General features: G+C 60.3%; 17 protein-coding genes and 1 pseudogene. 9 read left to right on the top strand and 9 right to left on the bottom strand.

The window, feature by feature from the left end; translation table 11 throughout:
* Nucleotides 1-76 precede the first annotated feature (76 nt).
* From ACP3TY_RS10660 to ACP3TY_RS10650, 3 genes are read left to right on the top strand one after another with little or no spacing between them, the layout of a single operon-like run.
* Nucleotides 77-1,234 (top strand): GGDEF domain-containing protein, encoded by a 1,158-nt coding sequence (locus tag ACP3TY_RS10660; protein WP_400645626.1) that lies wholly within the window; start codon nucleotides 77-79, stop codon nucleotides 1,232-1,234.
* Nucleotides 1,235-1,241: 7 nt separating this feature from the next.
* Nucleotides 1,242-1,736: a PaaI family thioesterase gene (locus tag ACP3TY_RS10655; protein ID WP_426619922.1), complete on the top strand. Its 495-nt coding sequence runs from the start codon at nucleotides 1,242-1,244 to the stop codon at nucleotides 1,734-1,736.
* 37 nt (nucleotides 1,737-1,773) lie between these two features.
* Nucleotides 1,774-2,229 carry an HIT family protein gene (locus ACP3TY_RS10650; protein WP_426619921.1) on the top strand — a complete coding sequence of 152 codons (456 nt, stop codon included), beginning with the start codon at nucleotides 1,774-1,776 and terminating at the stop codon, nucleotides 2,227-2,229.
* A 198-nt stretch (nucleotides 2,230-2,427) separates the two neighbouring features.
* Here ACP3TY_RS10650 and ACP3TY_RS10645 read toward each other — a convergent pair whose 3' ends face one another.
* The 7 genes and pseudogenes from ACP3TY_RS10645 to ACP3TY_RS10615 all read right to left on the bottom strand — a co-directional run bounded on the left by ACP3TY_RS10645 (nucleotide 2,428) and on the right by ACP3TY_RS10615 (nucleotide 10,779).
* Complete coding sequence (locus ACP3TY_RS10645; RefSeq protein ID WP_426619920.1) at nucleotides 2,428-4,620, bottom strand: OsmC domain/YcaO domain-containing protein; 2,193 nt, start codon at nucleotides 4,618-4,620, stop codon at nucleotides 2,428-2,430.
* 100 nt (nucleotides 4,621-4,720) lie between these two features.
* Nucleotides 4,721-6,580: pseudogene (locus ACP3TY_RS10640) on the bottom strand (ATP-binding protein).
* Nucleotides 6,581-6,667: 87 nt separating this feature from the next.
* Nucleotides 6,668-6,901 (bottom strand): hypothetical protein, encoded by a 234-nt coding sequence (locus ACP3TY_RS10635; protein WP_426619919.1) that lies wholly within the window; start codon nucleotides 6,899-6,901, stop codon nucleotides 6,668-6,670.
* A gap of 153 nt (nucleotides 6,902-7,054) precedes the next feature.
* Nucleotides 7,055-8,056 (bottom strand): cytochrome d ubiquinol oxidase subunit II, encoded by a 1,002-nt coding sequence (gene cydB / locus ACP3TY_RS10630; RefSeq protein ID WP_426619918.1) that lies wholly within the window; start codon nucleotides 8,054-8,056, stop codon nucleotides 7,055-7,057.
* Entirely contained in the window at nucleotides 8,056-9,432 is a 1,377-nt protein-coding gene (locus tag ACP3TY_RS10625; RefSeq protein ID WP_426619917.1) for a cytochrome ubiquinol oxidase subunit I, read from the bottom strand. Before ACP3TY_RS10625 ends, cydB begins: the two co-directional genes overlap by 1 nt.
* 24 nt (nucleotides 9,433-9,456) lie before the next feature.
* Nucleotides 9,457-9,669, bottom strand: a complete 213-nt coding sequence (locus ACP3TY_RS10620) for a hypothetical protein (protein WP_053120791.1) — start codon at nucleotides 9,667-9,669, stop codon at nucleotides 9,457-9,459.
* An 81-nt stretch (nucleotides 9,670-9,750) separates the two neighbouring features.
* Nucleotides 9,751-10,779, bottom strand: a complete 1,029-nt coding sequence (locus ACP3TY_RS10615; RefSeq protein ID WP_426619916.1) for an AbrB family transcriptional regulator — start codon at nucleotides 10,777-10,779, stop codon at nucleotides 9,751-9,753.
* A 135-nt stretch (nucleotides 10,780-10,914) separates the two neighbouring features.
* Here ACP3TY_RS10615 and ACP3TY_RS10610 point away from each other — a divergent pair, with 135 nt between their 5' ends.
* A complete protein-coding gene (locus ACP3TY_RS10610) occupies nucleotides 10,915-11,820 on the top strand; it encodes a LysR family transcriptional regulator (protein WP_426619915.1) in 906 nt (301 codons plus the stop codon).
* A gap of 986 nt (nucleotides 11,821-12,806) precedes the next feature.
* On the opposite strand, the gene ppk2 is transcribed toward ACP3TY_RS10610, so the two are convergent.
* Entirely contained in the window at nucleotides 12,807-13,622 is an 816-nt protein-coding gene (gene ppk2, locus ACP3TY_RS10605) for a polyphosphate kinase 2 (protein WP_159812131.1), read from the bottom strand.
* A 190-nt stretch (nucleotides 13,623-13,812) separates the two neighbouring features.
* Here ppk2 and ACP3TY_RS10600 point away from each other — a divergent pair, with 190 nt between their 5' ends.
* Nucleotides 13,813-15,939 carry a TonB-dependent receptor family protein gene (locus ACP3TY_RS10600; protein ID WP_426619914.1) on the top strand — a complete coding sequence of 709 codons (2,127 nt, stop codon included), beginning with the start codon at nucleotides 13,813-13,815 and terminating at the stop codon, nucleotides 15,937-15,939.
* A gap of 9 nt (nucleotides 15,940-15,948) precedes the next feature.
* Here ACP3TY_RS10600 and ACP3TY_RS10595 read toward each other — a convergent pair whose 3' ends face one another.
* On the bottom strand, nucleotides 15,949-16,863 hold the full coding sequence (locus ACP3TY_RS10595; protein ID WP_426619913.1) for a LysR family transcriptional regulator: 915 nt from the start codon (nucleotides 16,861-16,863) through the stop codon (nucleotides 15,949-15,951).
* A gap of 83 nt (nucleotides 16,864-16,946) precedes the next feature.
* On the opposite strand from ACP3TY_RS10595, the gene ACP3TY_RS10590 reads away from it, so the two are divergent.
* The 4 genes from ACP3TY_RS10590 to ACP3TY_RS10575 all read left to right on the top strand — a co-directional run bounded on the left by ACP3TY_RS10590 (nucleotide 16,947) and on the right by ACP3TY_RS10575 (nucleotide 21,021).
* Nucleotides 16,947-18,014 carry an LLM class flavin-dependent oxidoreductase gene (locus ACP3TY_RS10590; RefSeq protein WP_426619912.1) on the top strand — a complete coding sequence of 356 codons (1,068 nt, stop codon included), beginning with the start codon at nucleotides 16,947-16,949 and terminating at the stop codon, nucleotides 18,012-18,014.
* An 89-nt stretch (nucleotides 18,015-18,103) separates the two neighbouring features.
* Nucleotides 18,104-19,096, top strand: coding sequence for a flavin reductase (locus tag ACP3TY_RS10585; protein ID WP_426619911.1), 993 nt, complete (start codon nucleotides 18,104-18,106; stop codon nucleotides 19,094-19,096).
* Nucleotides 19,097-19,187: 91 nt separating this feature from the next.
* Nucleotides 19,188-20,576, top strand: a complete 1,389-nt coding sequence (locus tag ACP3TY_RS10580) for an MFS transporter (protein WP_426619910.1) — start codon at nucleotides 19,188-19,190, stop codon at nucleotides 20,574-20,576.
* A 31-nt stretch (nucleotides 20,577-20,607) separates the two neighbouring features.
* The gene (locus tag ACP3TY_RS10575) at nucleotides 20,608-21,021 is read left to right on the top strand and encodes a GFA family protein (RefSeq protein ID WP_212544485.1); all 414 of its coding nucleotides are present in this window, start codon (nucleotides 20,608-20,610) and stop codon (nucleotides 21,019-21,021) included.
* Nucleotides 21,022-21,028: the final 7 nt, after the last annotated feature.

Here is a 21,028-nt window from a genome sequence, read left to right as displayed (position 1 = left end):
GCCGCCCTCCTGCCAAAACACCCGCAAACGCTTACAATCGCCGGTCTTAATGCCCAATAGACAGGCCCGCTCAGAAATGCCGCTCGACCCTATTACAATGCTGACCATCTCGATTGCGCTTGCAGCCGCCGCGGCGCTGTACCTGGCGATCGAGTGGCGCAGCATTCGCGAGCCTTCCCTGCTGTTCTGGAGCGCCGGTTTCGCCACGATCACCGTCGGTTCCACCCTCGCCTTGCTACGCAGCAGCGGCTTTTTGCTGATCGGCATCTGGTTCGCCAACGGTCTGCTGGTGACCGCACACTTTCTGTTCCTGCTCGGTGTCGCGCGCTTCACCCAGACGCGCCTGTCGAGCGCTTGGTATCTGATTTTCGTCACCTGGCTGGTGATGTTGCTGCTGCCGGACGGGCCGCTGTGGTCGAAAGTCATGCTCGCGGCCAACTCGCTGCTGGTGGCACTGGCGACGCTCAAAGGCAGTTTTCTGCTGCGCCCGCACGGTAAATCCCTGAGCGTCGGCGCCGTGCAACTGCGCTACGTGTTGCTGGTGCACGGCGCTTTTTATATCGCCAAGGCGCTGACCGTGGTCATCCCCGGCACGCTGATTGATCTGGCGGCATTCCGTGGCGAGATCATCCAGATTTCACTGGTCGAAGGCGCGATGGCGATCATGCTGATTGCGCTGTCGATGACCGGCACCGAGCGCTATCGCCGCGAAAAAGAGATCGCCCGCCTCGCCGAACGCGATCCTCTGACCGCCCTCTACAACCGCCGCGCCCTCGAAAAACGTGCGCCGCGCTTGCTCGCCGATGTCTCGGCTGAACGTCCCGGCGCCCTGCTGCTGATCGATATCGACAACTTCAAACTGGTCAACGATCAGTACGGCCATATCGCCGGCGACCGCTTGCTGATCGCCTTGAGCGAGATGATTCGTTCGCTGCTGCCGCGTAATGCGCTGACAGCTCGATTGGGTGGCGACGAGTTCGTCATCCTGCTCAACGGCGCCACAAGCGAACGTATCGTCGAACTCGGCAACGTGCTGCGCGAGCAGTTTCTCGGCACCACTGCGCAGACATTCCCCACCACCGAACCCGTCACCTTGAGCCTCGGCGCCACTCTGTTCGAGGCGCCGCCGGCCAGTCTGGCGGCGCTGATCGAACAAGGCGACGCCGCGCTCTACGAATCCAAACGCGGTGGCCGCAACCGCATTCGCCTCACCGGGCTCCCACTTTCAGGATGAAAACACCATGACCAGCCTCGACACTGCTTTGCAAGACAGCGCCGCACCAGAAGGCGTTTGCTACGGCTGCGGCGGTAGCAATCCGCACGGTCTGCACATCAAAAGCTACTGGCATGAAGACGGCGTGCACGTCCTCGCCGAGCATGTGCCGGATGCCAAATACTGCGGCTGGCCGGATCTGGTCTACGGCGGCTTGATCGCGATGCTGGTCGACTGCCACTCCAACTGGACGGCGATGGCCTATCACTACCGTGCCGAAAATCGCGAGCCGGGCAGCCTGCCGCGTATCGATTGCGTCACGGGTAATCTGGGCATCAAATTTATCAAGCCGACGCCGATGGGTGTGCCGCTGACCTTGCGCGCCAAGGTTGAAGGCGACGTCGGGCGCAAGACCCGGGTGATTTGCGAGGTGTTTGCCGGTGATGTACTGACGGCGGTGGGCGATTCGGTGTTTGTGCGCGTTGATACGGGATCATTGGCGGATGCCGCGCACGGACGTTAAGGTAATTTGAACTCAAAACTTTCATCAAGGATTGTGAATGTCGCTTATCTCGCAACGCGTCGAAATGGCCCGCAACGGCAGCAACGATAAAGTCATCTGCCGCATGGCTTCGGGCTGGGCAGTCATGGGTGATGTGCAGTTTTTGCCGGGCTATTGCCTGCTGCTGCCCGACCCGGTTGTGCCGAGTTTGAATGATCTGGACGCGGAGGCCCGGGCGGTTTACCTGCTCGACATGGCGCGCCTCGGGGATGTGGTATTGGCGGTGACCGGCGCGCTGCGGATGAACTATGAAATTCTGGGTAATTCAGAACCCGAACTGCATTGCCACTTGTTTCCCCGTTACGCCACGGAACCGGAGGACAAACGCAAAATGCCTGCGTGGTTTTATGACTGGAAGACAGCGGTGCCTTATGCGGAGGATGTGCATGGGGAACTGCGGATGAGGATTGCGCAGATGCTGGAGCCCCTCACCCTAGCCCTCTCCCAGAGGTAGAGGGGACTGATTGGGGGATGCTGGTGAGGTACGCCGACCTGAAAGTGCTTTGCTAAATCCAGAATCGACTCGGTCTTCTGAAAGCGCTTCACCGAATCCATAATCGACCCGGTCGTTCAGGTCGATGTAACACGCAAGACACCTCGGTCGGCCCCCTCTCCCTCCGGGAGAGGGCTGGGGTGAGGGTAACAATTCAAGCTACTGAAAATCAGCCCGAGCCGAATGCAATTTCTTATAGCTCTCAATCAAGCGCAAATGCCGATCCAGGCCTTCCAGCTTCATGCTAGTCGGCGTCAAACCGTAAAACCGCACGCTGCCATTCACCGAGCCAATCGCCGCATCCATCCGCTCGTCACCGAACATCCGGCGGAAGTTGGCTTCGTAGTCTTCCAGCAGCAGGTCTTCATCCAGTTCCATCTCCAACACCACGTTCACCGCTTGATAGAACAAGCCGCGCTCAACCGTGTTGTCGTTGTATTGCAGGAACGCTTCAACCAGATCCTTCGCCTGTTCAAACTTCTGCAACGCCAGATAAATCAGCAGACGCAGTTCCAGAATCGTCAACTTGCCCCACGGCGTGTTGTCGTCGAATTCGATGCCGATCAGCGTGGTGATTTCGGTGTAATCGTCCTGCTCGCTATTTTCCAGGCCTTGGGCGAGGTTGCGCAGGCCGACTTTGCTCAGGCTGTGCAGGTTGAGGATGTCAGCGCGGAATTGCAGGGCTTTGTTGGTGTTGTCCCAGATCAGGTCTTCGATCGGGTAGATCTCCGAGTAGTCCGGCACGAGGATGCGGCACGCCTTGGCGCCGATGTGCTCGTAGACCGCCATGTAGACTTCTTTGCCCATGTCTTCGAGAATGCCGAACAGCGTCGCGGCCTCTTCGGCGTTGGAATTTTCGCCTTGTCCGGAGAAGTCCCACTCGACGAATTCGAAGTCCGGCTTGGCACTGAAGAAGCGCCACGACACCACACCGCTGGAGTCGATGAAGTGTTCAACGAAGTTGTTCGGCTCGGTCACCGCTTGCCCGGAGAACGTCGGCTGCGGCAAGTCGTTCAAGCCTTCAAAACTGCGACCCTGGAGCAATTCAGTCAGGCTGCGTTCCAGCGCTACTTCCAGGCTCGGGTGCGCGCCGAACGAGGCGAACACGCCGCCGGTGCGCGGGTTCATCAGGGTCACGCACATCACCGGGAATTCACCGCCCAGCGACGCGTCCTTGACCAGCACCGGGAAGCCCTGCTCTTCCAGACCTTTGATGCCGGCGAGGATGCTCGGGTATTTCTCCAGCACCTCCTGCGGCACGTCCGGCAGGGCCATTTCGCCTTCGAGGATTTCGCGTTTCACCGCGCGCTCGAAGATTTCCGACAGGCACTGCACCTGCGCTTCGGCCAGCGTGTTGCCCGCGCTCATGCCGTTGCTCAGGTAGAGGTTTTCGATCAGGTTCGACGGGAAGTACACCACTTCGTCATCCGACTGGCGCACAAACGGCAACGAGCAGATGCCGCGCTGAGTGTTGCCGGAGTTGGTGTCGTACAGGTGCGAACCGCGCAGCTCGCCGTCGCGGTTGTAAATGCCGAGGGTGTACTCGTCGAGGATTTCCGGCGGCAGTTCGTCTTTCGCGCCGGGCTTGAACCATTGCTCGTCCGGGAAGTGCACGAACTCAGCGTTGGCGATTTCTTCGCCCCAGAACTGGTCGTTGTAGAAGAAGTTGCAGTTCAGCCGCTCGATGAACTCGCCCAGCGCCGACGCCAGCGCGCCTTCTTTGGTCGCGCCTTTGCCGTTGGTGAAACACATCGGCGAATGCGCGTCGCGGATGTGCAGCGACCAGACGTTTGGCACGATGTTGCGCCACGAAGCGATTTCGATCTTCATGCCGAGGTCGGCGAGAATGCCCGACATGTTGGCGATGGTCTGCTCCAGCGGCAGATCCTTGCCAGCGATGTAGGTGCCTGCCTCGGACGTGGAAACCGGCATCAACAAGGCTTGCGCATCGGCATCGAGGTTGTCGACTTCTTCGATGATGAACTCAGGGCCGGTCTGCACGACCTTCTTCACCGTGCAGCGATCAATCGAACGGAGGATCCCCAAACGATCCTTGTCGGAAATATCCGCTGGCAGCTCGACCTGAATCTTGAAGATCTGGTTGTAGCGGTTTTCCGGGTCGACGATGTTGTTCTGCGACAGGCGAATATTTTCCGTGGGGATGCTACGGGTGTCGCAGTACAACTTCACAAAGTAAGCCGCACACAACGCCGACGAAGCCAGAAAGTAGTCGAACGGTTCCGGTGCCGAGCCATCGCCTTTGTAGCGAATCGGCTGATCGGCGATCACCGTGAAGTCGTCGAACTTGGCTTCAAGTCGAAGGTTGTCGAGAAAATTGACCTTGATTTCCATGCGGGATTACCAGAATACGGCTAAACGAATGGCCGCCATTATCCGGTTTTTGCGCGGGAAGTCTTGCGGTTTCGGGAACGGTCGCTGACGGGGGCCGCCGTTATTTCGCCAACAGCTCGCGCACCCGCCCACCCAGCGCATCGACGGCAAACGGCTTGGTCAGCACGTGCATGCCGTCCTCAAGCTGACCGCCGCCAAACACTGCGCTCTCGGCATAACCGGTGATAAACAGGGTCTTCAGCTGCGGGCGCAATTGCAGCCCCGCTTCGGCCAGTTGCCGGCCGTTCATGCCGCCCGGCAGGCCGACATCGGTGACCAGCAAATCGATGTGCACATCGGAGCGCAACAGCTTCAGCCCGGCGACGCTGTCGGCGGCTTCGATCACCGTGTAACCGAGTTCGCCCAGTACATCGACGAGCAGCATGCGCACGGTCGGCTCATCGTCGACCAGCAACACGGTCTCGCCCAGTTGCTAGGCCGCGACGGACTCATCGGCAGCGTCATGTTCGTCCTGGCTGGCCTCGACATGATGGCGCGGCAGGTAAATCGACACCTGCGTGCCCTCACCCACCGTCGATTGAATCTGCACCTGCCCGCCGGATTGCTGGGCAAACCCGTAGATCATCGACAGCCCGAGGCCAGTGCCCTGACCGATCGGTTTGGTGGTGAAAAACGGTTCGAACACATGCGCCATGACGTCCGGCGACATGCCGGTACCGTTGTCACGAACGCTGACACAGAGGTAATCGCCTTCGGGCAGATCAATGCCGCGCGCTGCCTCGCGATTCATCCACTGATTGGTGGTTTCCAGGGTGATGCGACCGCCATCGGGCATGGCATCGCGGGCGTTCAGACAGAGGTTCAGCAGCGCGTTTTCCAACTGACTCTTGTCGACAAATGCCGGCCACAGCTCCGAGCTGCCGAGCGTCTCGACGACAATGCCCGGCCCGGCGGTACGCTGGATCAGCTCGGCCATGCCGTACATCAGCGTGTTGACGTTGGTGGCGTGCGGTTCGAGGGTTTGCCGGCGCGAGAACGCCAGCAGGCGATGGGTCAGCGACGCCGCACGTTTTGCCGCGCTTTGGGCGGCGACCATGTACCTGTCGACTTCGCTCAGGCGCCCTTGGCCGATGCGCCGGTTCATCAGCTCAAGCGCACCGGAAATACTGGTCAGCAGGTTGTTGAAATCGTGGGCGAGGCCCCCGGTCAGTTGCCCCACCGCTTCCATTTTCTGCGACTGGCGCAGTTTCTCTTCAGCCTGCATCAATTCGGCGGTGCGCTCGGCGACACGCTGTTCGAGGGTCTCGTTGAGTTCGCGCAAACGCGCGGCGGTCTGCCGTTGCTGCTCTTCGACTTCACGCAACGCCTCTTCCGCGATGGTGCGTTCGAGCAAATCAGCGGCCTGGCGCGCGAGAATATCCAGCAGACGCAAATCGCGTTCGGAGGGATGGTGCGGTTTGTTCCAGTGCGTCGAGATCATGCCCAGCAGATGGCCATCGCGCGACATCAACGGCGTGGTCTGCGCCGAGCGAATGCCCGTGCGGCGAAAAGCGAGCAGGTCTTCGGTGCCGGCAATGTCGGCCCATTGTTCGAAATCGGGAATGATCGCGCGCTGGCCGAGTTTCAGCGCCAAGGTGCAACTGCTATAGGCCGCCGGGCTGACGTAATGCCAAAAACCGACCGCCTCGGCCGGCAGGCCATGGGCATACAACAATTGCAGCTCGCCACCATGGCCGGCGCCGTGTTCCGGCGTACAAAGCAATTGCATTGTGCCGAACTGTGAACCGGTGATGAACACCGCCGCATCGACGATTTTGCCGTAGAGCGCTTCGCGATCCTGCTCGCCGATCAGGCTGACGCTGATGCTGTGCAGCAGCTCGATGTCCGACAGCGCGGTTTGCGCCGCCGAAACATTGCCAGGAGCCAGGTCTGGAGGAAAAGCGGCGTAAAGGCCAGTCATGAAAGGCTCCCGAGAGCTGCAGATAATCGGTCGGCAGATTACCAGCTAACGTCAGATTAAGGGATGCGACGTGCTGGCGCCCCGCCATCATCCGACGAGCAGCGCCTCATGCACCTCAATCGACGGGATCGCCACCTCGGCGCGGCGACTGTCGAGCCAGCCTCGGGTTTTGCCGACATCGAAGATTTGCCCCTGCTCAATTAGTTTCAGCAAGAGTTCGTCGGCCACGCGATAGCGCCCGCAGTCCGGACAATCGCGTTCTTCCCATGGGCCTTGGCAATGAATGCGCTCAGCGCCCCCCGCACAAATCAGACAACTCATGACAGACACCTTTTTATAGTTTTCAACCGACCCGTCGTATGGCCGGTTTTGTGGTTGTCTGGTCGACTCGATGGAGGGGATGAAAGTTCTCGGGGCTGACGTTTTCAGAACAGACAGGTCGCATCTGCCAGTATCTGGCCAGCCAATACGCTCTCAAGAAGACTTGATCGGCCGCACTTTGCCGCTGAAGACTTTGAAGCCAAAAGTGTTGTAAACCAGGGTCACCGGGATCAGCACGGCGAAACCAATCAACATGAACAATTGGCTTTTCGGGCTGGACGTGGCGGCTTTCAAGGTCAGATCCGGCGGTATGATCAGCGGAAACAACGCAACCAGCATCAGCGCGAATGCCAGCACAAACACGCCCAGCGCGGCGAACAGCGGAACGCCATCGAAGCGGCTGCGAAACCCCGACCAGAACACCGCTGAAAGAATGGCGAGCACCATCAGCGTCGGCGCCCAGACGCGAATATCGGTCAGACGTTGCATGTATTGGGCCTGCAACGTTGCCGTCCATATCACCAGCACAATCAACAGCATCACAGTGATCAGCGCCAACACCCGCGCCTGGCGTGCGCAGCGCCGCTGCAAGTCGTCGACGGTTCGCCAATACAGCCAGCAAGCGCCGAGCCACGTGTAGCCGAGTACCAAGACCACGCCGCAGAACAGCGGAAACGCCCCCAGCCATTCCACACCGCTGCCGGTGTATTGGCTGCCCTGATGCGGCACACCTTGCACCAGCGTTCCCAACACCACGCCCTGAATCGCGCCCGCCAGCAAAGAACCGCACAACAGCGCGCCATCGACCCAACGCTTGATCGCTTCGTTGGGCGAATGGTCGCGAAATTCCAGCGCCACCGCGCGCAGAATCAGCGCGAGGAACATCAGGATAAAAGGCAGATAAAGCGCCGGCAGCAAAATCGCGTAGGCCAGCGGAAACAGCGCGAGCAGCCCGCCGCCGCCCAGCACCAGCCAGGTTTCATTGGCATCCCAGATCGGCAGAATGGTTACCGCCATGGCGCGGCGGTGCTGGCTGTTTTCGGTCAAGCCGAGCAGCACACCGACGCCCAGATCCGTGCCGTCGAGCAGCACGTAATTCATCACCGAGAAGGCCAGAGCGCCCGCGCACAGCAGCGTGATCCAGTCGGTGTCCATCAGCAATGCCCCGTTTCATCGGCCAGCGTCGGCTGCGGCCCGGACTCGTCCTGCTTTGGCGGCTCGCGCAATAAACGCAGCAACACCCACAGGCCGATGCCAAAAATCAGCAGATAAAACAGCAGAATCAGCCAGGTCGAAGCCAGCACTTGCGCGCGGGACACCGAGGACAGGCTGTCGGCCGTACGCATCAAGCCGTAGACGGTAAACGGCTGGCGACCCACCTCGGTGACAACCCAGCCACTGAGCATCGCGACAAAACCCGCCGGCGCCATGCACACGCTGGCCCATAACCAGCCGCGCGACGTGTACAGGCGCTGACGACGACGGAAAAACAGGCTGACCACGCCCTGCCCCAGCATCAAAACGCCCAGTCCGACCATCAGCCGAAACGCAAAAAACACCGGCGCCACGGGCGGAATGTCCTGCGCGGGAAATTCATCGAGGGCGGCGATGGTGCCGCTGAGATCATGGGTCAGGTACAACGAAGCCACTCGCGGAATCGCCACTTCCCAGTGATTGTGCCGTTGCGCCATGTCGGGCCACGCGAACAGCCGCAATGGTTCGCCCGCGCCCTCGGCTGGACGCGTCCACGAACCTTCAATGGCGGCGACTTTCTGCGGCTGCACTTTCAAGCTGTGCTGACCATGCAGATCGCCGACCACCATCTGCACCGGCATCAGCACGACGAGCAGCCACAGCGCCATGGAAAATCCCAAACGCGCCCGTGGATTGTCGGCGTTTTTGAGCAATTGCCAGGCACTGATGCCGGCCACCAGCGTCGCGGTGCCGAGCAACGCTGCCAGCGTCATATGCACCAGCCGATAGGGAAACGATGGATTGAAAATGATCGCCCACCAGTCTTCGGCGAAAAAACGGCCGTCGGCGGCAATCGAATACCCCGCCGGCGTGTGCATCCAGGAATTCGCCGAGAGAATCCAGAACGCGCTGATCAGCGAGCCCACCGCCACCGCGCAGGTGGCGAAAAAATGCAGGCGCGGGCCGACCTTCTTCATGCCGAACAGCATGATGCCGAGGAAACCCGCTTCGAGAAAAAACGCCGCCGACACTTCGTAAAACATCAGCGGGCCGAGAATATCGCCCGCCTGAACCGCCAGCCGCGACCAGTTGAGGCCGAACTGATACTCCAGAATCAGCCCCGAGGCAGTGCCCACCGCGACATTCAGGGCAAATACTTTCAGCCAATAGCGGTAAACATCGAGATAAATCTGCCGTCCGCTCTTTAGCCAAAGCGCCTCGAGCACCAGCAGAAAATTGGCCAGGCCGATGGTGAACGCGGCCAGCACGATGTGAAAACTGATGGTGATCGCAAACTGGCTGCGCGCCGCCATCAGCGCTGAGTCGAGCGAGTCCATGGCATCACTCAACCGTTGCCGATTTTATCTGCGCGCTTGATCGGGATGCGTGAACACGCTGCCCGCATCGCGCACCAACTGACGCCATTCGGCGCTGGTGATCAGCCCTTGCTCCTCCATGTCATCGGCGGCTTTGAGCAACTCGTCATATTGTTCTTCCGGATCCAGGCGCTTTTGCGATTGCGTCGCCAGTTTGCGCCATGCCGCCAGTGATTCTTTCTTCCGCTGATCGAACATAGGGGATTTCTCATCGAGGGCTTCACCGATAGAGATAAGTCCTTCCTGCGTCGTTCAGCGCGGGCGACGGATGGAGGGTGTTTATGCCGGTTGCGGATTCTCCTGAAAGAATCGCTTGGGCAGCACTGCCGGGCACAGATGGATGATCGACATGCGCACCACGTGATTGAGCATCACGAACGCCGGGTCGAGTTTGAGCAGCAACGCCGCTGCCGTCATCACCTCGACGCCGCCCGGCACCCACGACATGAACAGTGCGAGAAACGGCTTGCCGGTGAACTGGCTGAACGCGAAGGCAATCGCCAGCGTCGAGCAGAACGTCAGCGCCGTGACCACCAGCCCGGCGCGGATGTAGCGGACGAAATCCTTGAGGGTGATGTCTTTGAGGCGGATACCGATCAACCCGCCGAGCAGGATCAGCGCGACAATCGCCAGCGGCTCCGGCACCTGCAAATCGGCGTGAAAACCGACGTTGGCCGCGGCTGTGCAGAGCAACCCGGTGAGCATGTATGGCGCGGGGACGTCGAAGCGTTCCAGCAGATACCCGGCGAGCACTGCCGCCAGCGCGGGCGGGATCACTCGCAGGTAATCGTCCAACGCGCCCAGAGTCGGTGCCGTGTTGTCTGCATGACCGCCCGCGATGAGCGTCACCACCAGCAACAACGCGAGCAACCGCACGATGTGTACAAAGGCTATGCGCCCCGAGGCCGGGCCTTGATCGCTGGTGACCGTCATCACCGCCGCCATCGCGCCTGGTATCGAACCGAGCAGGCTTTCCACATGACCCCAGCGTTCCATGCGCCGCAACCAGTTGTAGCCGACGACGATTTGCGCGGTCATGCAGATCAGCAAGCCTACCAAGATGCTGAAATCGCTCAGCTCGCGGAGCATTGAAGCGGTGACGATCGAGCCGACACTGATGCCGAGCAGCAACTGCACGGCGGCCACGAACGGGTAAGGCATACGCATGCGCACGCCGATTTTGCTTAACGCGGTGACCAGGCAGATCGCGCCGATCAGCTCGCCCAGCGGCAGGCCGGTGAGGTAACCAAGCCATGCGCCGAGCGCGGCCACGGGGATCGGGATGAGGCTTTCGAGCAGAGTCTTCATTGAATATCCATGTAGTTCTGAAGGCGATGTTGAGAAGCCGCAGGAATTTTCAGAAATATTTTTAAACATTTTTATAAGATGAACGCTGCACGGATCCAATACCGATTTCCGACCGATTGATACCCAAGGATGAACATGCTCGATCTGCGCCGCCTGCGTTACTTCCTGATTGTCAGCGACGAATTGCACTTCGGCCGAGCCGCCGCGCGTCTGCACATCGCCCAGCCACCGTTGACCCGGCAGATTTCGGCACTGGAAAAAGAGCTGGGGTTTCAGCTGTTTGATCGCAGTAGCCGCAATGTCACGCTCACTGCAGAGGGGCGACATTTTTTACCGCATGCGCGAGCGCTGCTGGAGCAGGTGGAAATGACGGAAGGCATCACGCGTAAGCTGGCGACGGGCTCTGCCGGGCATTTGGCGGTGGGGTATGCGAGCTCGATTGCGTTGTCGGATGTGTTTAGCGAGACGCTTAAGCGGTTTTGTTCGTTGTATTCCGAAGTGCAGGTGACGGTGGATGAAGGGGCTTCGAATCATCAGTGTGCGCAGTTGATTGAGGGGCGGCTGGATATTGGCTTGAGTCGTTTGTTGCCGGTTGGCGAGGATGCGCGGGTGCAGGCGATCTGTTTGGGCAATGAACCGTTGGTGGCGGCGGTTGCCAGTGATAGCGCGCTGGCCTTGCAGGATCGGGTGACGTTGGCGGAGCTGAGCGCTTATCCGTTGATTGCGTTCCCGCAGGATTATGGTTCGGGGTTGAATGACATCGTTGAAGCGCTTTTTCGCCTGCATGGGCTGGCGCCGATCGCTGGGCCGACGGGCAAACAGATCACCTCGATTATTGCGTTGGTCGCGGCTGGTCGAGGGGTTGCGGTGGTGCCTGAATGTGCGCGGGCGCTGGTTAAGCGTGGCGTGGTTTATCGACCGCTGGCTGAGCCAGGCGCCGTAGCGCCGCTGTTGCTGCTGACGCGCAAGCATGAACGCAGTGCGCGGGTGCAGGCGTTTGTCGAAGTAATCAAACAGACAACACCAAACTGTAGGAGCTGAGCTTGCTCGCGAAAGCGGAATGTCTGTGCCGGAGATGGTGACTGACCCACCGCTTTCGCGAGCAAGCTCAGCTCCCACAAGGATTTGTGGGGTGTTCGCAAATTTGTGTACGCCACAAAACCCTGTAGGAGTGAGCCTGCTCGCGAAAGCGGAGTGTCTGTGCCAAAGATGTTGCCTGCCCCAAAGCAATCGCCAGCAGGCTAGCTCCCACAGGGATTTGTGGGGTGTTCGGGATTTTCGGTACGACCGAGAACCTGTAGGAGCTGAGCTTGCTCGCGATGGCGGTGGATCTGTACCGTTGATGGTGACTGACCCAAAGCAATCGCCAGCAGGCTAGCTCCCACAGGGATTTGTGGGGTGTTCGGGATCTTCGGTACGACCGAGCCCCCTGTAGGAGCTGAGCTTGCTCGCGAAAGCGGTGGATCTGTACCGGAGATGGTGACTGACCCACCGCTTTCGCGAGCAAGCTCAGCTCCTACAAAGATTTGTGGGGTGATCGGGGATTTGTGTACGGCCAAGAACCCTGTAGGAGTGAGCCTGCTCGCGAAAGCGGAGTGTCTGTGCCGAAGATGTTGCCTGACCCAAAGCAATCGCCAGCAGGCTAGCTCCCACAGGGTTTTGTGGGATGTTCGGGATCTTCGGTACGACCGAGCCCCATGTAGGAGCTGAGCTTGCTCGCGAAAGCGGTGGATCTGTACCGGAGATGGTGACTGACCCACCGCTTTCGCGAGCAAGCTCAGCTCCTACAAAGATTTGTCGGGTGATCGGGGATTTGTGTACGGCCAAGAACCCTGTAGGAGTGAGCCTGCTCGCGAAAGCGGAGTGTCTGTGCCGAAGATGTTGCCTGACCCAAAGCAATCGCCAGCAGGCTAGCTCCTACAAAGATTTGTGGGGTGTTCGGGGATTTGCATACGACCGAGAACCCTGTGGGAGCCGGGCTTGCCCGCGAAGGCGGCGGTGGGTTCAACATCGCACCCGGCTGCGTATCAGAATTTTTCCGCCACACGCCGATACGGATAATTCGGATCCTTGTACTTGCCGGCCTTCTGCCGCTTCGGCAGTTCGACCTTCTCGCGCTTCACATCCTCATAAGGAATGCGACTCAGCACATCGGTGATGATATTCAGCCGAGCCCGACGCTTGTCATTCGAATCCGCCACCAGCCAAGGCGCATGCTCGGTATCGGAATGTTTGAACATCTCATCCCGCGCCCGCGAGTAGTCGTACCAGCGGCTGTAGGATTTCAGATCCATCGGCGTCAGTTTCCAGATCTTGCGACCGTCATTGATCCGCGCTTCCAGCCGCCGCGTCTGCTCTTCCGGGCTCACTTCCAGCCAATACTTCAGCAAAATCACCCCGGACTGCACGATCGCATGCTCAACCCACGGGATCGACTTGAGAAACTTGTCCGCCTGCTCATCCGTGCAAAAGCCCATCACCCGCTCGACACCGGCGCGGTTGTACCAACTGCGGTCGAAGATCACCACTTCCCCCGCCGCCGGCAGATACGGCAAATAACGCTGCACATGCATCTGACTCTTCTCGCGATCGGTCGGCGCCGGCAGCGCCACCACGCGGAAAACCCGCGGGCTCACACGCTCAGTCAGCGCCTTGATCGTACCGCCCTTCCCCGCGCCATCACGCCCTTCAAAAACAATACAAACCTTTACGCCCTCGGCGATCACCCATTCCTGCAACTTGACCAGCTCAACGTGCAGTTTGCGCAGTTGCTCCAGGTAATCCTTGTTTTTCAGCTTCGGACTTTCAGGCGCCTTGGCGTCCTTCTTTTTGTCTTTTGCCATGACCCGGCCCTCTCGAATGAATGCAGAAACAGAATGTTTATTGACGACACACACCAGACACGTGAGGTTAGTTCATGACCTGCTGTTTGCCATCGCCGGGTAAAAAGCAAAATTGCCATGTGTTTCCTTCGTTCTTTCCTGCGTCGCACTGTTCATTCATTGCCCGCCCTTGCCTGTCTGGAGTTTTTCGATGCCGTCGCCAAAATCCCTGCCCACTGCCCTGCTGGGCCTGGCCCTTGCCTGCCCGGCGATGGCCGAGACTCAAGGTCTGGAACTGGGGCAAGTGCTGATTTCGGCCGATGAGCAGCGCGGTTCGGATGCGTCGGTTGAAGAAGCCAAAGAACGCCTCGAGCAAGTGCCCGGCGGCACCAACGTGGTCGATATGCGCCAACCGTTGCAGGGCCGCGTCTCGAGTAATGAGGATGTGCTGGCCTATCAACCGGGCGTTTACGCGCAGTCGGCGGGCAACGAAGGCGTGAAGATTTCCGTGCGTGGTTCGGGCATCAATCGCGCGCCGGGCGCCCACGCCTCGGGCCTTTACACCATGCTTGACGGCCTGCCGCTGACCGGCCCCGGCGGTACGCCTTACGAATTGCTCGAACCGCTGTGGGTCGATCACGTTGAAGTGCTGCGCGGCGCCAACGGTTTCGACCGTGGCTCACTGGCCCTCGGCGGCGCCATCGATTACGTCAGCCACACCGGCTACAACGCGCCGAAACTGCAAGTGCGCTACGCCACTGGCAGCCACGGCTATCAGCAGCGTCAGGTCAGTTCCGGGCAAGTGCTCGGCGACTTCGACTACTACGTGTCGCTGACCGATTCCAACGCCGACGGCTATCAGGATCACACCGCCAGCGAAAGCAAAGGCGTGATCGCCAACTTCGGTTATCGCTTCAACCCGAACCTGGAAACGCGCTTCTACATTCGCTACCGCGAAACCGACAACGACCTCGCCGGCCGCGTGACCAAGCACTCCATCGAGCACGATCCGCGCGCGGCCAACCCGTCTTACGTGGCGCGCGACGACAGCCGCAAGCAACCGGGCAGCACCTTCATCGGCAACAAAACCACCTTCTACATCGACGACGATTCAAGCATCCAGACCGGCCTCGTCTACCACGACTACCCGATGGATCTGCGCGAAGGCCCGAACCGTTTGAAAGTCGCTTACACCGATGTCAGCGGCACCTTCGACTACAAACGTCGCGACACGATCTTCGGCATGGAAAGCCGCAGCAACGTCGGCCTGCGCGTGACCAAACACCTGCCCAATGACGGCGCCAGCGAATTCGTGCGCATCCCCTCCGGCAACACCGCCGGTTATGCGCCGGGCACAAAAATGCGCGATTTCACCTATCAGGGTTCGGACACCGTACTGCACTTCGGCAACGACCTGGAAATCGCCAACGATCTTTGGCTGACCACCGGCCTCGCCGCGATCTACACCCGCCGCGAAAGCGACGTGACCTATCCGCAAAGCGGCGGCAAAACCAGCATGAACGACTGGGACTACGCGCCGCGCCTCGGCCTGCGCTACCAGCTCAACCCGGATCTGCAAGTGTTCGGCAACCTCAGCCGCTCCGTCGAAGCGCCGCACCCGTGGTCGCTGATCTACAGCTCCAACGTGCGCTTCGCTGCCGGTAACGGCGCCGCGACGGGTACGCAAAAAGACCCGATCAAACTGCAAAACCAGACCGCGACCACGCTGGAGCTCGGCGGGCGTGGCGACAGCGCCATCGGCGAATGGAGCCTGGCGTGGTACTACGCACAGGTTCGGCATGAACTGCTTTCAGTGCTGCCGGATGCCAACGCCGTCACGCCGTATGAGTTGAACGCCAGCCCGACCGTGCACCAAGGCGTTGAAGCGAGCCTCAACAGCAAACTCTGGTCGGCTGCCGATGGCCGCCAGTTGAGTCTGCGTCAGGCGTATACCTTCAGCGATTTCCACTATCGCGACGACGACCGCTTCGGCGACAACCGCTTGCCGGGCCTGCCGATGCATTACTACCAAGGCGAATTGCGCTACGACTGGCCGCAGGGGTTCTTCGCGGCGGTGAATACGCAACTGGTGTCGAAAGTTGCCGTGGATTACGCGGACAGCTACTACGCCGATCCGTACGCACTGTTCGGCGCAACGCTCGGCTACAACGCGCCGAAAGGAGACTGGCAGGGTTGGGTCGACATGCGCAATCTGACCAACAAACACTACGCCGCCACGGTCACGCCGGGGTATGACGACAAAGGTCTGGATGCCGCGCGGTCGACGCCGGGGGAAGGTATGGGGGTTTATGTCGGGGTTTCGTGGAGCTTGCTGTAAAGCCGAGCGTCAAGCCAGCGCACACTGCCTGACCAGATCGCGCATCCATTGCAGGCCTGCGTCGGCGTCGAATCGCGTGTGCCAGCAGACGATCAGTTCCGGCTCCGGAAACTCGATGGGCGGCGCGTGGCAGCTGAGTTTGTAAGCCTTGGCAAATGCCTGTGCGATGGGGCTCGGCAGGTTGCAGATGTAGCCGGTTTGCGAAGCGATCACCGGCATCGCCATGAAATTCTGCACCACCGCACCAATCGGGCGGCGTAACGACTGCGCCGCCAGGGTGCGGTCGATGATGTTGCCGCCGCGCTCGTGCATGCTGATCACCACGTGCGGGCGCTCCAGATACAACGCCATCGGGAAACGCCCGGCCTTCAGGCCTTCGCGCTGCCAGATCAGGGTCTGCAACTGCACGGTGGCCAGTTTCTCGCTGCGCACACCGGCGCCGAGCACGGCGGGTGTGTTGATCATCAGATCAATCGCCCCGCTCTCCAGCATCAGCGACAGCGCCAACGGATCCGGCAACGGCACGACTTCGATGACGACCCCGGCGGCCGTGGTACTGATGTGCTGGAGCAGTTTCGGCAAGATCATGAACTCGACAAAATCCCCCGCCGCAATCCGAAAGGTTCGTTGCGTGGTGCCCGGTGAGAACGTGCTGCCGCCCTGCAACACTTGATCGATCTTCTCCAGCGCCTCACGCACCGGGCCGATGATTTCCGTGGCCCGCGAGGTTGGCAGCAGGCCAGTGCGCCCCAGCACAAACAACTCGTCGCCCATGCGCTCACGCAACCGGCGCAAGGCATGGCTGACGGCGGACTGACTCAAGGCCAGACGCTCGCTGGCGCGGGTCACGCTTTGGGTTTCCCAGAGCGTGAGAAACACCACCAGCAAGTTCAGGTCGAGCGTGCGGATATTAATATTGTGCATACCGGCAATGTTACCTATTCATTTTACTCAGCGTTAAGCCTTTGATGAAGTGCACCCATCGTTCACCTGACGGGAGCCTCACAATGAATAATAAAATCCCCCTGAGCATGGGCTGGTTCTGTCCAACCCTCGGCGACACCAGCGCTTTTGGTGACCCGAGCCAAGACATTCCACGCTCGCTGGAACACTTCGAGCGCGTGGCCATCGCGGCCGAAAACGCCGGTTTCGACTACATGCTGATTCCGGTCAGCGCGATTTGCTGGGATGCCTGGATGGTCGCCGCGTTTCTCGCCTCGCGCACCAAACACTTGAAAATGCTCGCCGCGCTCAAGCCTGGCTACATCCACCCGGTGGCTCAGGCAAAAATGATCGCGACCTTCGACCAGATGTCCCAGGGCCGCATTTACCTCAACCTGATTGCCGGTGTCAGCGACAAAGACGCTGTCGCCGAAGGCCAGTTTGCGGAAAAAGAACAGCGCTACGATCAGCTTCTTGAAGAAGTCGAGTTGATGAAGCGCCTGTGGACTGAACAGGACGTCGAGCACAACGGCAAATACTTCCAGGTAAACGGGCCGAAAATCATACCGTCGACGTTCCAGCAACCGCACCCGCCCTTCTTCCTCGGCGGCGGCTCGGAGCAGGCGGCGGAGATTTCAGCCAAGCACTCGTCGGTGCACCTGTTCTGGGGCGATTACCCAGAGCGCATCGCCGGGCAGATCATCGAAATGCGCGCCCGCGCCGCCAAATACGGACGTGAAGATGAACTGCAATTCGCCATGCGCTTGCAGATCATCTGCCGCGAAAACGAAGACGACGCTTGGGCCGCCGCAGAGGCGCTGATTGCTGGTGCAGAAAACTCGGCACTGGCCGCCGCCGTGCAAATGGCGGCAAAAAGTAACTCGGTCGCCAGCCAGCGAGCAGCCGAATTGTCGAAAACCGTCGGGCGCAAAATGACCCCGCACCTGTGGACTGGCATCACCGAAGTCCGCCCGGGCGCTGGCGTTGCAGTGGTCGGCAATCCCCAGCAAGTCGCCGCGCAACTGATGGAATTTGTCGAGGCCGGCTGCACCGGTTTCTGCCTTTCCGGGTACCCGCATCATGAAGAGGCTGAGCGCTTCGGCCGCCTGGTCATGCCATTGCTGTGCCCGTGAATCACTGAAGCTCTGCCCTTGAAGCATGCGTGTTTGTCAGAACAACAATAAATTCGCCCCGATACGTTGGCGGCGATGGAGTCCCCAGCATGAACAATACGAATTTTGACCCAAGACAGTTCCGCCAGGCCCTCGGCGCCTTCACCACCGGCGTCACCATCGTCACCACGCGCGGCGCCGACGGCCAGGACTACGGCTTGACCGCGAACAGTTTCAATTCGGTATCGATTGACCCGCCGATGGTGCTCTGGAGCCTGAACAAGGACTCGACCTCCGCCCACGCGTTCACCGCGTCCGAATACTTCGCCGTGCATATTCTGGCCACCGATCAGGAACACCTGTCGAACATGTTCGCCAAGCGCGGCGTCGACAAATTCGCCGGGCTCACCACCGGTCGCGGCCCCGACGGCATTCCCCTGCTGGAAGGCTGTTCGGCACGTTTTCAGTGCCGCACCACCTACCAATATGAAGGTGGTGACCACGTCATTCTGGTCGGCGAAGTGCTCGCCTTCGACCGCTTCGATACGCCGCCGCTGGTGTTCCATGGCGGCGGTTACCGGCGCCTGATGCAGCCAGCGCCAGCGGTGGACAACAGCGTTTACGGCGAGAATTGGCTGGGCTTCCTGCTCGGTCGCGCCTACTACCAGATGCAATTGCCGATTCGTCAGCAACTCAAGACGATGGGCATGAGTGATCTGGATTTCGAACTGCTGGGCATGCTCAGCTTCGGCGAAGGCAAAACCCTGACGCAACTGCGGCGCCTGTTCGAATTCGTTGGCAAGCATCTGCCCCGCGAGCACCTCGACCTGTGGGTCGACAAGGGTTTGTTGACGCTGGAGGCGTCTGACGAAGAATCGGAGCGCATCTACTTCACCGAGTCCGGACGGCAACTGACCATCCAGTGGCTGGCGTTTGCCAAAGCGGCAGAAATGAGCGCCCTCGAATCACTCGACTACGAAGAAGCCCAGCAGTTGAAATTGCTCATCGGCCGAGTCATTCAACACACCGGCGAAACCCTGCCGGAGCACTGGCGCAAGGAAAACATCTGGCAGGACAACAATCTCTGGCAGCAACCCGGCTAAGCGTTTATTGCCATGGCCAATGCGCGCCGCACACGCGCGCATTGGCAGCGTTCAACAATAAAAACAACGCACGCCAAGAGGTCATCCAACGATGTCCAGCACAAACGGTTTCCAGGCCAGCACCGTCACCTCCTCGCCCGTGGAACTCACCCATCGTGGGCAGGCTTATTACACGGTCAGCGTTCTGCTGATCGCCTATGTTTTTTCGATCATGGATCGGCAGATCCTCACGCTGCTGGTCGGCCCGATTCAGCATTCGTTGCAGGTCAACGACAGCTGGATGGGGGTTCTCCACGGCTTCACCTTCGCGGCGTTTTACTCACTGGTCGGGCTGCCGATTGCGCGCCTGATCGACCGTGGTAATCGGCCGCTGGTGATCACCGTCGGCATCGGTTTGTGGTGTCTGGCCACGGCGGCCGGCGGGCTGGCAACCGAGTTCTGGCATCTGCTGCTGGCGCGCATTGGCGTGGCGGTTGGCGAGGCGGTGCTGTTGCCGGGCGCGGTGTCGCTGATCAGCGATTTGTTCACCCCGCACAATCGCGGACGTGCGCTCGGCGTGTTCGGCATGGGCGCCTCGTTCGGTGCCGGCGCCGGGTTGCTCGCGACCGGGCTGGTGCTTGGCTACTTCACCGCGCACCCACTGACCTTGCCGTGGCTGGGCTTGCTGCAACCGTGGCAGACCACGCTGATGTCGATCGGCCTGCCGGGCTTGCTCGTTCTGGTACTGATGATCGGCGTGCCAGAACCGCGTCTGCGTAAGAACGCGATGGGGCTCAGCCCGACCGTGCGCGTGGAGATTCCGCTGCGCGAGGTGCTGGCCTATCTGCGCGAAAACCGCCGCACCTTTACCGCGATTTTCCTTGGTGCCGGCTGCTTCTACACCGCCGTCTACGGCAGCGGCAGTTGGGTACCGACCTACTTTGTCCGCGAGTTCGGCTGGAGCTATGCGCGCATCGGCGCCTTGATGGGCGCGATCATGTGCGTGTGCGGCCCGATCGGTGTGATCTTCGCCAGCTGGCTGGGTGAATACTGGCGCAATCGCGGCGTGACCAACGCCAACCTGCGCATCGCCGCGATCGCCAGCGTGCTGCTCGCCCTCGTTAGTATTCCGCTGTTGATGGCTTCAAGCGTCGAACGCGCAGTGCCCTTTCTGGTGCTGGCGGCGACCCTGTGGACTTGCCTGTTCGGCGTCGGTGCAGCGCTGATCGTCGAAGTCGCACCGGCGCCGATGCGCGGCCAGTTCATGGCCATGTACACCGGCGCACTGAGCCTGCTGGGCGCCGGCTGCGGGCCGGTGATGGTCGGCGTGCTGACCGACTACGTGTTCAAGGATCCGAACGCTATCAAGTATTCGATTCTTTGCGTCGTGTTATTCGGTTGCAGCCTCGCCGCGCTGGTGTTTTACAGCGCCCTGCGCAGCATCCGGCACACCGCGCAAAACGCCCTGCAATGGCAATCCGGATCCATCGCTCAACCCTGATTCTTTCCCCCGACCCAAAGAGACTTTAACCATGAGCACCCTTAATGGCAGCTGCCTGTGCGGCAACGTTCAGTATTCGACCCTCGCCGCCCCGTTGGTGACCGCTGTATGTCATTGCACGGACTGCCAAAAACAATCGGGCAGCGCGTTTTCCATCAACGTCGTGGTGCCCGCCGAGGGCTTCGAAGTTGAGGGCCTCAGTCTTAGCAGTTTCGCCAGCGATGGCGGCAGCGGCATGCCCGTGCGGCGTTTCTTCTGTGGCGCCTGCGGCTCTGCGCTGTACAGCGAAGTGGCGACGATGCCCGGCCTGTTTGTCATCAAGGCCGGCACGCTCAGCGACCCGTCCGTGGTGCAACCGGCGATGCATCTGTGGTGCCGATCAGCGCAGCCGTGGGTGGCCATCGACCGCGCCTTGCCGTGTTTCGAGCAAGCACCGACCGATTGACGCGAGC

It is taken from the genome of Pseudomonas rustica (assembly GCF_049959085.1).
GTDB lineage: Bacteria > Pseudomonadota > Gammaproteobacteria > Pseudomonadales > Pseudomonadaceae > Aquipseudomonas > Aquipseudomonas rustica.
This window is presented reverse-complemented; position numbering and strand designations above follow the sequence as displayed.